13 protein-coding genes and 1 pseudogene are annotated in these 15,381 nt (G+C 59.0%); 5 read left to right on the top strand and 9 right to left on the bottom strand.

Annotated features, from left to right (window positions below; genetic code table 11):
* Window positions 1–66 precede the first annotated feature (66 nt).
* The 4 genes from FW764_RS26415 to codA all read left to right on the top strand — a co-directional run bounded on the left by FW764_RS26415 (window position 67) and on the right by codA (window position 4,626).
* Entirely contained in the window at window positions 67–690 is a 624-nt protein-coding gene (locus tag FW764_RS26415; protein WP_446436454.1) for an NUDIX hydrolase, read from the top strand.
* 190 nt (window positions 691–880) lie between these two features.
* The gene (codB, locus tag FW764_RS26410) at window positions 881–2,149 is read left to right on the top strand and encodes a cytosine permease (protein WP_446436453.1); all 1,269 of its coding nucleotides are present in this window, start codon (window positions 881–883) and stop codon (window positions 2,147–2,149) included.
* Complete coding sequence (locus FW764_RS26405; RefSeq protein WP_446436452.1) at window positions 2,146–3,363, top strand: PucR family transcriptional regulator; 1,218 nt, start codon at window positions 2,146–2,148, stop codon at window positions 3,361–3,363. The genes codB and FW764_RS26405 overlap by 4 nt, the downstream gene beginning before the upstream one ends.
* 27 nt (window positions 3,364–3,390) lie before the next feature.
* On the top strand, window positions 3,391–4,626 hold the full coding sequence (gene codA, locus FW764_RS26400; protein WP_446436451.1) for a cytosine deaminase: 1,236 nt from the start codon (window positions 3,391–3,393) through the stop codon (window positions 4,624–4,626).
* 9 nt (window positions 4,627–4,635) lie between these two features.
* On the opposite strand, the gene FW764_RS26395 is transcribed toward codA, so the two are convergent.
* From FW764_RS26395 to FW764_RS26375, 5 genes and pseudogenes are all read right to left on the bottom strand, one after another.
* Entirely contained in the window at window positions 4,636–6,792 is a 2,157-nt protein-coding gene (locus tag FW764_RS26395) for a lipase family protein (RefSeq protein ID WP_446436450.1), read from the bottom strand.
* A 14-nt stretch (window positions 6,793–6,806) separates the two neighbouring features.
* Complete coding sequence (locus FW764_RS26390) at window positions 6,807–7,589, bottom strand: hypothetical protein (RefSeq protein ID WP_446436449.1); 783 nt, start codon at window positions 7,587–7,589, stop codon at window positions 6,807–6,809.
* A complete protein-coding gene (locus FW764_RS26385; protein WP_446436448.1) occupies window positions 7,582–8,418 on the bottom strand; it encodes a DUF4123 domain-containing protein in 837 nt (278 codons plus the stop codon). Before FW764_RS26385 ends, FW764_RS26390 begins: the two co-directional genes overlap by 8 nt.
* On the bottom strand, window positions 8,418–10,451 hold the full coding sequence (gene tssI, locus FW764_RS26380; protein WP_446436447.1) for a type VI secretion system tip protein TssI/VgrG: 2,034 nt from the start codon (window positions 10,449–10,451) through the stop codon (window positions 8,418–8,420). The genes FW764_RS26385 and tssI overlap by 1 nt, the downstream gene beginning before the upstream one ends.
* 301 nt (window positions 10,452–10,752) lie before the next feature.
* Window positions 10,753–11,022: pseudogene (locus FW764_RS26375) on the bottom strand (diaminopimelate epimerase); the annotation flags it as partial.
* 501 nt (window positions 11,023–11,523) lie between these two features.
* Between FW764_RS26375 and FW764_RS26370 the strand changes: the two are divergent.
* A complete protein-coding gene (locus FW764_RS26370; protein ID WP_446436446.1) occupies window positions 11,524–12,675 on the top strand; it encodes an MFS transporter in 1,152 nt (383 codons plus the stop codon).
* A 27-nt stretch (window positions 12,676–12,702) separates the two neighbouring features.
* Here FW764_RS26370 and FW764_RS26365 read toward each other — a convergent pair whose 3' ends face one another.
* The 4 genes from FW764_RS26365 to FW764_RS26350 form a co-directional block, all read right to left on the bottom strand.
* Window positions 12,703–13,251, bottom strand: a complete 549-nt coding sequence (locus FW764_RS26365) for a type III secretion effector protein (RefSeq protein WP_446436445.1) — start codon at window positions 13,249–13,251, stop codon at window positions 12,703–12,705.
* Between the two features lies 1 nt (window position 13,252).
* On the bottom strand, window positions 13,253–13,615 hold the full coding sequence (locus FW764_RS26360) for a hypothetical protein (RefSeq protein ID WP_446436444.1): 363 nt from the start codon (window positions 13,613–13,615) through the stop codon (window positions 13,253–13,255).
* 177 nt (window positions 13,616–13,792) lie between these two features.
* Complete coding sequence (locus FW764_RS26355) at window positions 13,793–13,975, bottom strand: type III secretion effector protein (RefSeq protein ID WP_446436443.1); 183 nt, start codon at window positions 13,973–13,975, stop codon at window positions 13,793–13,795.
* 312 nt (window positions 13,976–14,287) lie between these two features.
* Window positions 14,288–15,241, bottom strand: a complete 954-nt coding sequence (locus tag FW764_RS26350; protein ID WP_446436442.1) for a hypothetical protein — start codon at window positions 15,239–15,241, stop codon at window positions 14,288–14,290.
* Window positions 15,242–15,381: the final 140 nt, after the last annotated feature.

The following is a 15,381-nucleotide window of genomic DNA, read 5'->3' as shown; positions in this document are numbered from 1 at the left end:
CCCTCGCGGTGGTTTTTTTATGGCTGGCTACCTTAGAATCAGGGCTCCCGGCCGAAACGAGCACGCATGGAAAATATCTGGCTGGCCCAGGCCAAACGCCTGCAAGCATTGGCGTCCACGGGGCTGCACTTTTGCACCGACGCCTTTGAGCGCGAGCGCCTCGAGCAAATCGCCGAAATTGCCCACAGCATGCTGGCGCAACTGGCTGATGTGCCGCTGGCGCGCATCACCGGGCTGGTGCCGGATTTCGCCCAGCGCTATTCAACCCCCATGATTGATGTGCGCGGCGCGGTGATCGAGGGCGACCGTATTCTGCTGGTGCGCGAGTTAACCGATGGCTGCTGGGCGTTGCCGGGTGGTTACGCGGATATCGGTTTGTCGGCGTCGGAAAATATCGTCAAAGAAATCCACGAGGAAGCCGGGCTAAGCGTTACGGTACGGGCGCTGTACAGCGTCACTCACAAGGCCAAGGGTTTGTATCGCCCAGATGTGCGGGACTTCTACAAACTGTACTTCCTGTGTGAACGCGTGGACCAAGTCGCGCCTATGGCAGGGCTCGAAACCACTGAAGTGGGCTTTTTTACTTTGAACGACCTGCCGCCACTGTCCCGTGGGCGCACCATCGAAAGCGATCTTGAAGCGGCGTTTGCGTTCCATCGCGGCGAGACTACCCAGACGCTGTTCGACTGATCCAATTTGTATCACTGCTGCACCGCTATCGTGCCCGACTGGGCACAAAGACCACTTCTTGCGACGACTCGCCCCTCAATGGCTATAAATACTGTGCACGCTGCACAGCGCCCACCGTGCGCCCGTCACTGCCGCTGATTTGGCACGTCCGGTGCAATAGGCTTGCGTCACTCATTCAGGGAGCAGGGCCATGACGCAGCAAGAACCGGGCAACGATTATCCCCTCAGCGAAGTGCCGATGCATGCCCGCAAGGGCCTGGCGTCTACCGCCATGGTGCTGCTGGGATTTACGTTTTTTACCGCGACCATGTTTGCCGGCGGCAAGCTGGGCGTAGCATTCAGTTTCACCGACATGCTCGGCGTCGTGGCCTTGGGTAACTTGCTGCTGGGCATTTACGCCGCAGGCCTGGGTTACATCGCGTTCAAGAGCGGCCTGAACTCGGTGTTGATGGGCCGTTTCTGCTTTGGCGAAGTCGGCAGCAAGCTCAGTGACTTGATCTTAGGTTTCACTCAGATCGGCTGGTACGCCTGGGGCACCGCCACCGCCGCCGTAGTGCTGGGCAAGTATTTCGAGCTGAGCCAGAGCAGCGTGCTGGCATTGATGGTGTTGTTCGGCATGGTGTTCTGCGCCACGGCCTATGTGGGGTATCGCGGGTTGGAAATCTTGTCCTACATCGCCGTGCCGGCCATGGGCATTTTGCTGTTTCTGTCGATGTGGGTGTCCAGCGTAAAAATCGGCGGGCTCGATGGCCTGCTGGCCGTGGTGCCGACGGCAGAGCTGGACCTGTCCACCGCGATCACCCTGGTGTTCGGCACGTTTGTCAGCGGCGCGACCCAGGCGACCAACTGGACGCGGTTTTCCCGCTCGGCCAAAGTCGCGGTGCTGGCCAGCCTGATCGGTTTTTTTATCGGCAATGGCTTGATGGTGTTGATCGGCGCCTATGGCGCCATCGTTTATCAGCAGCCGGACGTCGTGGAAGTATTGCTGCTGCAAGGCTTCGCCATGGCGGCGATGGCCATGTTACTGCTCAATATCTGGAGTACCCAGGACAACACCATCTACAACTTCGCCGTCGCCGGCTGCAATTTGCTGCGCACGCAGCGGCGTAAAACCGTGACCCTGGCCGGGGCGGTGATCGGCACCCTGCTGGCACTGCTCGGCATGTACGACATGTTGGTGCCCTATCTGATTCTGCTGGGCACCGTGATCCCGCCAATTGGCGGGGTGATCATGGCCGACTTCTTCTACCGCTATCGCGGCCAGTACCCGCGCTTGGCCGAGACACGTCTGCCCGCCTTCAATTGCCCAGGGTTGGTGGCCTATACGGTAGGCACCGTGCTGGCGTTCCACTCGCCCTGGGTGGCGCCGTTGGTGGGGATTGTGGCGGCGGCGTTGACCTACATCGTGCTGACGTTAGTGCTGCGCGTACGCGCGCCATCGGCCGACGCCCCGGCATGAGCCTGACAGTCGCGGATGTGCTGGCCTTGCCGGGCCTGGAATCGATACGCCTGCGCGCGGGTGACGCAGGTCTCGATAACACCGTGCGCTGGCCCTATGTCGCGGAAAACAGTGGGATTGCCGAATGGGTACTGGGCGGCGAACTGGTGTTCGTTACCGGTATCAATCACCCACGCGATGACGCCAACTTGCTGCGTTTGCTGGATGAAGCCTGTCAGCGCCAGGTTGCCGGGCTGGTGATCCTCACGGGGCCAGCCTATATCCAGGCGATCCCCCAACGGTTATTGGAGGCCGCCGAAGCCGCCGGCATGCCGTTGATCGAACAGCCCTACTCGCTGAAAATGGTATTGGTGACCCAGACGATTGGCTCGGCGCTGATCCAGTCAGAGCAATTGGGCCGTTCACGGCGTGATGTGCTGGAGCGCTTGCTGGCCGGTGATTATCAATCCCTGGATGTGTTGCTGCACCGGGCGGCGCAGCTGGGGATGCCGCTGGCAGGGCATTGGCAGGTCGTCCATCTCCAACTGGAAGGTGACGAGGCGTTATTTGCGCAAAGTGACACGGCACAGGTGGAAACGCAGCTGGCCCGTCAGCACGACAGCATCGGCCGGCGATTGCGCCAGTTTTCGACACAGCATCGTGCGGTGCTGCCGGTGCTGGGGCGGGCTGGGCAATGGACAGTGTTGCTGCTGGCTACTGACGCGGCTGCGGCGCTGGTCAATCGTCAGCAATTGGCCGCGTGGCTTAACCCGTTGAACCTGCGCCTGGCGCCCTTGAAGCTGTTTATCGGCATGAGCGCCGCCGCGCACCCGCCTTCGCGCCTGGCCCAGGCACACGATGAAGCACGCCAGGCGCTGACGGCTGCGCGACGCTTCAGCGACCGCGCCGGGCTTTGTGTGTATGACGAACTGGGCGTGTTAAAGCTGCTCAGCGGCGTACGTGATCGTGCCCTGCTCGACCAGTTCCTCAACGAACGCCTGGGCCCGCTGCTGCGCCACGACCTGCACCATGGTCCGAGCCTGATGCCGACCCTGGAAGCCTGGTTTCACGAGAATGGTAACCTGGTAGCCGCCGCCCAGCGTCTGGCCGTGCATCGCAACACCCTGACACACCGTGTCCAGCGCATTGAAGCCCTGTGCGGGCTGAGGCTGGACAACTCATATGACCGCCTGGACATCGGCATCGCCCTGATGATCTGGCGGCTGTCTGCCTGACTGTCTTTAGCCAAGAGGAACTTGCCCATGCATATCATCAACGCCCGCCTGCGCAACCGTGAAGGCCTGCATGATCTGCACCTGGAACACGGCCGGATCGCCAGCATCACCCCACAAGCGGTGGTGCCTGTTTTAACGGCCGAAGACCTGGATGCCGCTGGCAACCTGGTCATACCGCCTTTTGTAGAACCGCATATTCACCTCGACGCCACCCTGACCGCCGGCGAACCGCGCTGGAACATGAGCGGCACGCTGTTCGAGGGCATCGAGTGCTGGGGCGAACGTAAAGCCACGATCACCCAGGAAGATACCAAGACCCGCGCCAAGAAAACCATCCAGGCCCTGGCCGCCCACGGTATCCAACATGTGCGCACCCACGTCGACGTCACCGACCCCGACCTCACAGCCCTCAAAGCTATGCTGGAAGTGCGCGAAGAAAGCACGCACCTGATCGACCTGCAAATCGTCGCGTTTCCCCAGGAAGGCATCGAGTCCTACCGCAATGGCCGCGAATTGATGGAAGAAGCCATCCGCCTGGGTGCCGACGTGGTAGGTGGCATTCCCCACTTCGAATACACCCGCGACCAAGGGGTGAGTTCGCTGAAGTTTCTCATGGACCTGGCCGAGCGCACTGGCTGCCTGGTGGACGTGCACTGCGACGAAACCGATGACCCGCACTCGCGCTTTCTCGAGGTGCTCGCCGAAGAAGCCCGCAGCCGCGACATGGGCGCACGAGTTACCGCCAGCCACACCACGGCCATGGGCTCTTACGACAATGCCTACTGCGCCAAACTGTTCCGCCTGTTGGGGCACTCGGGCATCAGCTTCGTCTCTTGCCCCACCGAAAGCATCCACCTGCAAGGGCGTTTCGACAGCTTCCCGAAACGCCGCGGCGTGACCCGCGTCAACGAACTGCTCGAAGCAGGCATGAACGTATGCTTCGGCCAGGACTCGATTGTCGACCCCTGGTATCCACTGGGTAACGGCAATATTCTGCGCGTGCTGGAGGCCGGTCTACACATCTGCCACATGCTCGGCTACCGTAACCTGCAAAGTGCCCTGGACCTGGTCACCGACAACAGCGCCAAGGCCATGGCCCTGGGCGAGCGTTATGGCCTGGAGCCCGGGCGCCCGGCCAACCTGGTGATCTTGTCTGCAGACAGCGACTACGAAGTCATCCGCAGCCAAGGTCTGCCGCTGTACTCGATCCGCAATGGCAAGGTACTGATGAAACGGCAACCGGCGCAGGTGGCATTTCTGTAAGCGCTGCGGTTAAACAATCGAATCGATATCCAGGGGTTGTGCCCTCCCATGGTCACTCTGGGAGGGTGGCGGGATACTGGCGAGTTGGGATATCTCACGATTTTCACGGTGGCTGAACCAACGCTTGAGGCAGGGTTGCAAATCGGTGGACTGGGCTTGGCTGCCGTATACATCACGCACGTCCAGGCGACGCCAGCGTAAGGACTCCAAGCGCTGGCGACTGGTGCGCAAGCGGTCGATTTCAGCGTTCAACGCCTGGGTATGTTCGTGCCCGTAGCTGCGCTGGTTCGTGGGGCGACGCCGATCAAGCTCACGGTTCTTGTCACGCAGTTGCTCGGTCATGGTCTGCAACGCATGGTCAATCAACTCAAACTCCCTGGGTGTGACCAAAGGCCCTTGGCTATCCACGGTCTGTTGCCAGCGACGCAACGTAGCCCACGCCGCAGGAATGTAGCTGGCAGTCATGAAGTGCTGGCTGGCCTGGAACAGTTGTTTGAGCAGGTTGGCGCGGTCAGGCATATCGCCGTGGAGTTGCAACGCACGATTGCAACCGGCCTCGAGGATAGACTCACAACCGGGCTTCCATAACACCGAGGAAAGGCTGCCGTCCGCGAGCTGGATCGGCATGAAGTGCTGCTGTTCGCCGTGATGCTGATAGGGGTTGCCAGCAACGCGTACCAGGCCTGCGGCGAATAACAAGCCGCCCGGAGCGGGAGCGCTGAATAACATCACCGCCCCCGGAACCCAGAGTTTGGTGGTGGTGTTCATCCACGGGGCGGGGACGCTGGGGACTGGGTCGTTGTGATTGACGATGCGGTGATGGACTAGAGACGAGGCGCCTTCAGAGAACTCGGAGTCGGCGGCGCGAGGGGCGCCGTAGGTGTAGACGAGAATGTTGTAGTCAGCGCTGGGGATTCGACGCAGCCCTTCTGCCAGGAGCAAGGCGATGGCGCCACCGAGGCTGTGGCCGCAAATGACAATGCGTTGGCCATCGTGGAATTGCCCGAGGTACTGCAGAACGAAATCGCGCATCGCTCGATACGCCTGGTAAAAGCCCTCATGGGCTTTACCTGCGCCTTCAGCAAAGGGCACTTGGTGGGCATTAGCGTCGCGCAGTGCGTCGATGCCACTGGCGGTGCCTCGCACCGAAATCAGAATGACTTGATCGTGATGAGTGATAAACGCCTGCGTATCAGTGCCGAACTGTTCATCGTCGAAAAAGTGCACGCGAGCAGGATGTTCCTGTTTCTCTGCGAGTTCCGAACGGTTCTGCGGATACAACTCAGGATCGAAGGGCACAATTTCAAAGCGCTGGGAGTATGGAACTTCCTCATAAAGCGGATAAAAGCGTTGAACCTGCTCACCGTCCACCTTCCAGGCTTCCTGATACCCCGACAGTTTTTCGGCGAACACATTCCCCACGCTTGGAGACAGGGGAAAACTGACTTGATCCACGGGACGCGTTGGAGGCTCCTGGCCAAAGTCGCAGTAACTCAAGGTGGACATCAACGCCAGTTGATACAGGTTCAAGGCACAAAACCGATCATCGCCGGAGAGCATCGGGCGCAACGCACGCAGCGGTCGTACTTCCAGTAACGTGTGCAGGTTAGGGAACAGCACAACACCTGACAAGGCTGGCTGAGGCGGACCGAATCCCAGTTCAGCCATCATTCTTAGCGCATGCCTTTGAGGTCGATAAGCCCGAGGCGTCAACGGTGGCAGATGAGCAACATGTCGGACCAGGTCGCGTACTTCAACCTGATAAAACCGGTCCGCTTGGTGCTGGGCAGGGTTACTCTCAGTACGTTGACCATCAGCGGCGACAAAGCGGGTTTGTTCGGCACGAATCTGAAGCTCGGTGATAGGTAGCTTGTAAGTCTCGCGCGTGCTCAATCCAAAATACGGCGCCTCTTTCCCAGAATACAGATCCTCCAGAGCAAGAACGACGGGGCCGCAGTAAAACCCTCGTAGCTTGGCGAACCCCTCTCCAGTCAGTCTTCCGCTGTACTGCTGCCCTGTACTGTCCTGGATCGTGTACGCAAGCCCGCCATATGCCTTACCGCTGCCCGTTTCATCAACTAGACAAAAGCTCGCCCAATGCCCTTTCACCGCGCAAGCAGGCATCTTGCTACTGAAAAAAGGTTGCTTCCATGCTTCCTGGTTCATGACTCAGCTCCTTGTTATTTGCACGTGGGGTAGACATCACAGGTGCGTCCATCCGGCATCGTTATCGGTTTAAAATCAGTTGTATCGCTGTCGCAAGCGCCCTGCAGGTCTTCAAAACTTTTCCCTCGACAGCGTTTCCAACCGCCGGGTACAGCTATCCACCGTCGATCAAAAGCCGGCGCCTCCTCATCGGTAAGTGCCAGCACCAGCCTGAGTGTCTTTCCAGACAGCAGATCTCGTTGTGCAACCCCACCCGCTCGCATTTTTTGCCGCTGCTCCATCGCGTCCAAAGCCTTGCATTTCAGAAGTTTCCTGATCGTATGCAACCGCCCGACCGTCCGAAAAAGCCACATACATTGCCCCGGCAACACCTGTACACCTGAGTCTGGCATCCCTTCCACCCCCTCAGACTCAATAGGATCTGTAAAATAGATACCCCCCAGATCCCCACCGACATCAGTGTCGCGCACGCCCCACTTCGCATAAAAGTTGAACTCCACACTGCGCAGCACCGTGGGGCAGCCCTCAATGGTTTCAGTCAACGGCAGGTCATAGCTGACCCGCCCGGCGACGGGTTTGTAATCAGCAATAATAATTTTCCGCTCAGGCCTTTTGCCGCGTCGCCGCGGCAGGTTGCAGAGTTGCTCTCTGGCGGGACGGTAATTCGCCGCGCCAATAAATCGAAATTGCGCCGGCAAATCCACCTCCAACGTGAAGTGGTCAACCGGCCCTACCGAACACCCCGAAAGCCATCCCATTCCAAGCACAGCTAAAGCGCCACGCATGCACCTATTCATGCTTTTCCCTCAACCCTCGCCACTGCTGCTGCACCCGTTCGAAATGATCGCCGGGCACCTCGTCTTCTATCGGTTGCCAGCGAATCACGCTGGCTCGCGTCGCCTCCTCCAACCTGCGCACGACCAGGAATTCAAGTTGCTGAGGCCCGAGCCATTGCCAGGCTCGGGCTTGTTCCAGCACCTGGGTCAGCCAGATACTGGGGTCTTGAAATTCGACTAGAGCGGCGAGGCCTTCGCTGTGTTCGATCAGCAGGTAGCGCAGGACATTGGCGTGCAAGATGGCCTCAGCCTGCGGGTTGGGTGTGCTCAACCAAGGCGCTGGCACAGGCACCGGGTAATCGCCGGGCGCCGGGTTCTCGCCCTCGCACCAGCGGCCCTCGTGCCAGTAGTACACGTTGATCAGCGGGCCGAGAAAGACCGGCCAATGATCGATCGGCAGGTGGGCCAACGCGCGAGCCAAGGTCCGGTTGTCGTGAAAGCGATACAGGGCTTGGCTTCCTGCAGGGCCGACCAACAGACGCTCGCGCCAGTGTCGAACCACGCCTTCGAGGTCATCATCGGGCAGGCTGCCCAACCAGCCCCAGTTCGTCTGCGGGTGTTGCAGCAACTCGACCAGTGCCGGTTCACCTGGCTGGTCCACTAGCAGGATCACCGGGCCGACAGTGGCCAACTCGGCCACGGCAGTCTCACCGTAGAGACGGCAATACTGCGCAAGATTGCGCACCACCACTAGCGGCTCCCGAATGGCGTGGTTGCCGTCAAGGATCAAGCACACTCGGCGTCCCGCCTGATGTTGCAGAGCCATCCAGCGGCCTGGCATGCTCTCCATCAAGCCGCCCTCCCCGGGGTGTTACACAGGCCTTCGCGGCATTGCTCACACACAGGGCAGTAGTCAGCGTCCAACTGCTGGGCCACCTCCATTATTACGCCCTGCAGCGCTGAAACCTTCGGAGCATTCGTTACAACAAAAGGGCTCGCCGACCTGCCAACAGGCGGAAGGCCACCGACAGTAATGGGCCTGCTGCTGAAAATACCACCCGCCTGGATCAGCAAATGCTCTCCGCCAGCCTGGAGGCTCAGTTGTGCACCGGCATTGATGACCAGGCTGACACCGGCTTTAAGGTGGACCTGCTGCCCGGCTTCGATGACCAGGGTCTCACGCACATGGGTTTCGCTGCGGCCTTGAACATCCAGGCGATCATTCGCCTTCAGTACGACATGGCGATCACCCGCAGTGTGACGGTGCTCTGCGCTTTCCAGGTGAACGGTGCTTAGCCCCCGAATGATTTCACGCCGCTCTCCGGCCACCTCCAAACGACTGTCGTGACCGACCTGCTGCTCCAGATCGCGTTGGGCACGCAGGTAGATGAGCTCCTCGCCGTGGCGGTCTTCAAGGTACAACTCGTTGGCCCCACCGCCGCCCGTGGAACTGCGGCTGCGCAACACGCTACGCGTCTTGTATTGCGGCAAAGGATAGGCAGGCATGTGCAACGCATTGGGCAGGCAGCCATGGATCAAGGGTTGGTCGGGGTCGCCTTCGAGAAAGGTCACCAGTACCTCCATGCCCACTCGAGGAATCATCATCGTGCCAAAGCCATCTCCCGCCCACCCGGAAGCTACGCGCACCCAGCAACTGCTCTTGTCATCGGTGTTGTCCAGGCGGTCCCAGTGAAAACGTACTTTCACTCGACCGTAGGCATCGCAATGCACCTCCTCGCCTGCGGGCCCGGTCACCGTCGCGGTCTGGCTGCCATTGATGGTCGCCTTGGTGTGCTTGAGCGGTGGCCGATGCGCTGCGCGCCAGGGCGTTGCGCTGAATCGGTTGCGATAACCCTGGAATGCATCCACCTCAATCGCCGCCTCCTCCAGCACTTGCGGTTGATAACCCTCATGACACACCGACTTGATCAACCACAGGTCGTTGCAGGCGGGATCGGGGTGATCAAGCAACTCCAGAAAATGACCGCTGTTTAATGCCGGCTGATCGCTTCTACCCAGTGCACGATGGGAATCGCTCTGATGGAGCTCCAGGCCTCGACGTGCCAGTTGCTTGCCACGCGCATGGCCGGTGAAACCGCCGGGGTAGCGGTAATCCTCAAGGCTTCGTACTGATGCAGCACTGGCCTTCTCTTGCAGGCGCAGCGACGGGTGTTCGAAGTCACGATCGCGGCGCACCGTTTGCCGGCTGCGGGTTTCCAGGCGCAGGTCGAAACGCCGGATCGCTCTGGTATCAGCCGCCAGGTCACCCACCGCACGGTAGCGCTGCACAGGCAGGCGTCGAAACACTGTTTGGTCATCACCAAACACCAGCAGATGATTATCGGGGCTGTGACGAAAATGGTAGTGAATCCCCTCCTCCTCACACAGCCGCTGGATAAAGTGCAGGTCGCTTTCTGCGTATTGCACGCAGAACGTACGGGGCGGATAAACCACCGGCCCAAGTTCGAAGGCATAGGCGTCGGCAAGGATGCCGTGATGCTCAAGTACCGCAGCGATGATTTGCGGCACGCTGCGCTGCTGGAAAACCCGCTGGTCACGCCGATGTGCAAGGCACGCCAACCGAGGCGCCAAGGTGAGGTGATAGCGGGTGAGCCGAACACCGGGGCTATCCCGGCCAATGGCGTAGACCTGCCCATGCAGGCCCGCGTCCGCTTCGCCAAAGTCCAGATAGGCGGGCTGGTGGAGCAGCGCCTCCATATCCACACTGGGGTTTTCACTGACTAGCCGCAGGTGAATGAAATAGGGCTGATCCAGGAACTCGCTGCCTTTGAAAGCCAGCACCTGAAAATCACGGGGCGCGTCTGAAAAATTCAACGCTGGAAATATCAACTTAATACGCGGCAAACCCAAATCGCCAACCATCCGTAGTTACCCGTCATCCATGATTTGACTGAAAGGCTTTCTCCCGTTGGATGCTGATTGAACTGCCGGGATAAAGCGCCTGAACGCACTGAAGCTTAGCGATTTCAGGCGAAGTTCGGGCCTCCAAAAATAAAAAAGAAGATTCGTACGGGGTGGTCGGAAGTGTCTTTTACAAGACAAGACAAGCGGCTGATTGAACAACTAGCAGCAACAAGAAAAGTCCCACATACATCTGAAAAACATAATTAATGATTAGAGAAACGGCTGACACTTATCAAGGATATAAGCCGCTCTCACATCTTCAGACTTGCGGTCGTGCCGTCCCGAATAAACTGACGCTCAGCAGTGTTTCACCCTGACTCTGCAACCGTACCGGCGCCGTGCCTCCCGGCATGACCACGGCCACTTCCCCTGCCTCGACCCAACCTGCCCGCCACGCCGCGCAGGCCACTGCACTGGCGCTGGTTCCGAACAACGCCATAGGCCCCTCGCCCAGCTCAAACACCCGCGCGATAACCCGATTAGCCGAAGACCGAGCGGCCCATTGCGGATTGATCGCCGCCAGGCAAGGCACATGGCTGAGTCCGCGATGCTCCTCGTCCATACCCAGGGCTGATCACACCGTAGATAGTGCCGCGGGTATCGTAGAACGGGGTCATGGCGTCATTTATATCCATTGTCGCTGAGTCTCTAAAAGAAAAGAGACTGCGTGATTGTGTGGGAGAGCGTCGTTTGACCCCACCTGCGGCCGTGGCGAAAACCGCTGGCGCGGACATCCGTGTTCAGTCACCTGAGCACTAATCAGAAGTGGCCTGGAAAGTAGCAATCCGCCGCAAGACGCCCGGGGTTCACCAGCGCTCACGGGGATTGCTCACTTTCCAGGCTACCTCCGGCAAACCCCACAAGTCTGGGTGGCTTCCAAGCGCCATCACGTTCCGTATGTGTAGAAATAAAAATATCGACCTTTATGCAGATTCCCAGCGTCAAAGGAACCCAACTCGCCCGTCAGGGCCTGATGTGCAAGGATGTCGCGCCGGACATCGTTCGTTGAACGCAAAACCAAGGATTTTCCATGACTGCCATCCCCACCCCAGCGCCCGTGGTTCCCGGGCGGCTGGAACAAATGTCGACCCGTATCGCCTTTTTCATCGCCGGCTTCGGTATCGCCGCCTGGGCGCCGCTGGTGCCGTACGCCAAAGCACGTGCACAACTCAATGAGGGCACGCTTGGCCTATTGCTGTTGTGCCTGGGCATGGGTTCGATCATCGCCATGCCTGTGGCGGGAGCACTGGCATCTCGCTATGGGTGCCGCCGCGTACTGACAGCCGGAACGATCATGATCTGCCTGGCCCTGCCGATGCTTGCCACAGTCAGTTCGATTCCGTTGCTGATGGCTGGATTGTTCCTGTTTGGCGCAGGCTTGGGCACCGTGGATTCGACCGTCAACCTGCAAGCAGTGATTGTTGAGCGCGCCAGTGGCGAAACCATGATGTCGGGCTTTCATGGCTTGTTCAGCCTGGGCGGTATCGTCGGCGCGGCAGGTGTTGCAGGGCTGCTGGGGCTTGGGCTGTCGCCGTTGCAGGCGACGCTGGTGGTGATTGTCATCATAGCTGCGGCGTTGCTCAAGGCCGGGCCACACCTGTTGCCCTACGGCAGTGAAAGCTCGGGCCCAGCGTTTGCCGTACCGCACGGTGTGGTGATGTTTATCGGCTGCCTGTGCTTCATCGTATTTTTGGCTGAAGGTGCCGTACTGGACTGGAGCGCCGTGTTCCTGAGCTCCGAGCGTGGTCTTGATGAGGCTTACGCCGGCCTTGGCTACGCTGCATTTGCCCTGACCATGACCGCCGGGCGCCTGACGGGTGATGCCATTGTCCGACGTTTGGGCGCGACCCGAGTGATCGTGATCGGTGGCGCGCTGGCCACCATCGGCATGTTGCTCGCCACACTCTTCCCAGCCTGGGAAACGGCACTTCTGGGGTACGCATTGGTGGGGGCCGGTTGTTCGAATATCGTGCCGGTGCTGTACACAGCCGTCGGTAAGCAAAAGGTCATGCCGGAACATATCGCGGTGCCTGCCATCACCACACTGGGTTATGCCGGTATTCTCGCAGGCCCCGCCGTAATCGGTTTTATCGCCCACGGCAGTAGCTTGAGCACAGCCTTTGTACTGATTGCGATGTTGCTGGCGGGTGTCGCCATCAGCGGCAAAATTCTCAACGTGTAAACCGCTCATCTCACTGGGCCAGGGTATTTACCTGGCCTTGTGCGCCTCGTGCAGTTCCAGCCAGCGCTCCAGGCTTCTGCTACACAGCCATCCATCGTGCTTGGGGCGCCCAAACAAGCGCGTATTATTCGCACGCTCCAATGACCGTAATAATCCGGGGCGTTCAATGATGTTTTTTGCCGTGTACACGCAGTGCTCGCTGTACTTCTTTCGGGGAAGCCCGGTGGCGGGCTCCAACATAAGCATGCCCTGTGAATCGGTGGCGTCGGGGTCATTCATCACGGTTTTTAGCAGTGCGATATCCACGTATTCAAGGGCTTCAAAAAAAACCGTGCGGTCCTTGGGCTTATCTCTCAATTGCTTGAAATAGCCTTGCAGGGCCTGAACGACTTCGGCATTGCCTTGACCATGAAAGGGATCCTGGCTGAAGGTGCCGCGTGAGCTGTTACCGCGCAACGCAGAGGCGGCGGCGCCCAGGCTGTCGCGGGTGATATACCCATCGCCATCGATGATCGAGTCGTTCAGTAACGGACGATTGAGAATCTCCCTGGCCACCAGAATGATACGGTCCTGCACGTTACTCTCCTCCCAACGCTTGCGCCGCAATTTGCCGCAGCGACGACTGCGTCAAGCGGCCATCCTTTACAAACGCGTGCAGCTCGCCAAAGTTCTTCTGCAACTCGCCCGCCAATTGGCTATCGGTGGAGTTGGGGCCCGGCGGCATTGTGTTCGCACGCACAGTCGGCGCGTTCTGCAATGCCTGGTAGCGCAACGAAGACAACGTTGCGCGCAACAGAGCAGGCCGCCGCGGCGCTACATCCGGCGCAGCGAATTGATCATCGCAAGGCGACGGAACAATGGGCGCAGGCGAAGCCCAATGTGTCTCTGACACGCCCATGGCCGTTGCCTGTCCGCGCGGTATTGCACCCTCAATTTTCATGTGTCATCTCCCACCTTTTCCGGATCTACGCTTACCTGACAGCTACCACCCGAGGTCCCCCCTGATCGTCGAATCGATTCCAGGGCGGCAAGCAACCGATATGTGGTCGGCTGCGCGCAGTAGTTCCGGGCAAACGTTGAAGACCAATGACTGCATGTAAAAAAGTGCGGCGCGGGGTCAAACGGGCCTTTGCCCGCGCCACCAGGTCGTAACGCCGTTGATCAATGCGGCCCACACGCCCTTGGAGTGCCTCAGCGGCTGGGTGTTCGTGTCGCCTGCATGACCTGGGGCAAGCATGCCGCGAGCGAAATCATCGGCAACCGGTGCCTGGAATTTACGTTGGCCTGCAAAGGCTTTCATGCGCTGCATTTCTGCAGCGTATCCGTTCGCCAAGGCTGCATAGAAGACGTTACTCGATGCATCGTCCCCTTTCACCGATGCTGAGCGATCAACCTCAGGGCCTTTGGAAAAAGCGTCACGGCTGCAGGTTTGGCAGGATTGGAACGACGTTGAAGTCATATCTTGGCCCTGATTCAGTGTCTGAGAAGACGACCGGCTCCGGTAAAGCCGCTGGAGATGTATGCCCTGAGTGGCACATGTGTGGAAATAGTTCCTTGCACAATTCGCAGCACGAGGCGCCGCCAAGTGTTCGCAGCGCCTTATTGCCCTGCGCTATGCCATCATGTACGACGCCAGCATGAGCCCCGCCTGGCTGATTCGGTTGTCTGCGGACCTACTTGCAACGTTATCCAGCATGTCCAGCAAATCCTTGCGATTGGTGGCTGCTTTACTCACATTAAGTAAGTGGTCCAATGAAGAGATCCCCGTCTGTTGAAGACCGGCCAGATATTCAAGGTCGCGGATGTTGATTTGGCGGCCACCAAAGTACTCTGCGAGTTGACCGAAATGGCTGTTCAGCTCTTGAACGACTTGCTTATTGGTGTTGTATTTCAAGGGGTTGGGGTCGCGGTTGAACGCACTGAAATTGCTGATTGAGACCTGATCGCCAATCGCACCTGTACCCGGCTGCCGGAAAAAGGCATCCATCACGTCAGGACGCTTCATAAGCTCGCCAGCCAGCCGAATGTTTTGATTCATCACCGGGTTTCTACCCGTTTTTTGTTGCGCCATTTCTTCAATTGCGTGCTTGCTGATCGTCGAACGGTTACCCGGCGTTGTAAACGCGCGGGCGTTCCTCAGAAGGTCAGTCGCCAGTTGATCGTTGCTTTTCTTCGAGTACATCGGGTCTGGCTTACCCAGCGTAATCGGGTACGGGCCATGCGCGTTAATAAGTGGCTTGGGCCTGCCTATCCAAGGGTTGCCCCATTGCTCAAGTTGCTGCGTGCCCCCGTGGTGTGAGGCATGGTGTGTCATGGTAGAAAAATCCTGGGAATGGGCTGGGCGATTAAAGTAATTGTGATGACTCGCTGCCTGTTGTTGCTGGCCAAACACCGGCCCACCCTGACTTTGCGATACGTGAAAATTGACGCTCCCACCGTTGTGGCTGTGGTAGGGCGCCGCAGTCGCTGGCGCAGCACTGGCCTGGGCTCCGTGGTTGGAATTAACCTGCGTGGTGTCCGCACTGGATGAAATTGATACAGATACAGTGGTAGTCGATACCGACATGAGTGCCTCCAGGGCAAGGGGTGCGATTATCAACCTGTCGCTGCACGCTTATATAGAAGTCGACCAGGTCTGCCTCCTGTGTGGCTTGACTGTCGGAATAGGTTCCTGATCAAACAGAAAGTCGCGTGAAAAGCCGTAGG

Source organism: Pseudomonas sp. 1152_12 (genome assembly GCF_052850675.1).
The sequence above is the reverse complement of the archived record's forward strand: the minus strand, read 5'-3'. Positions and strand labels throughout refer to the sequence as shown.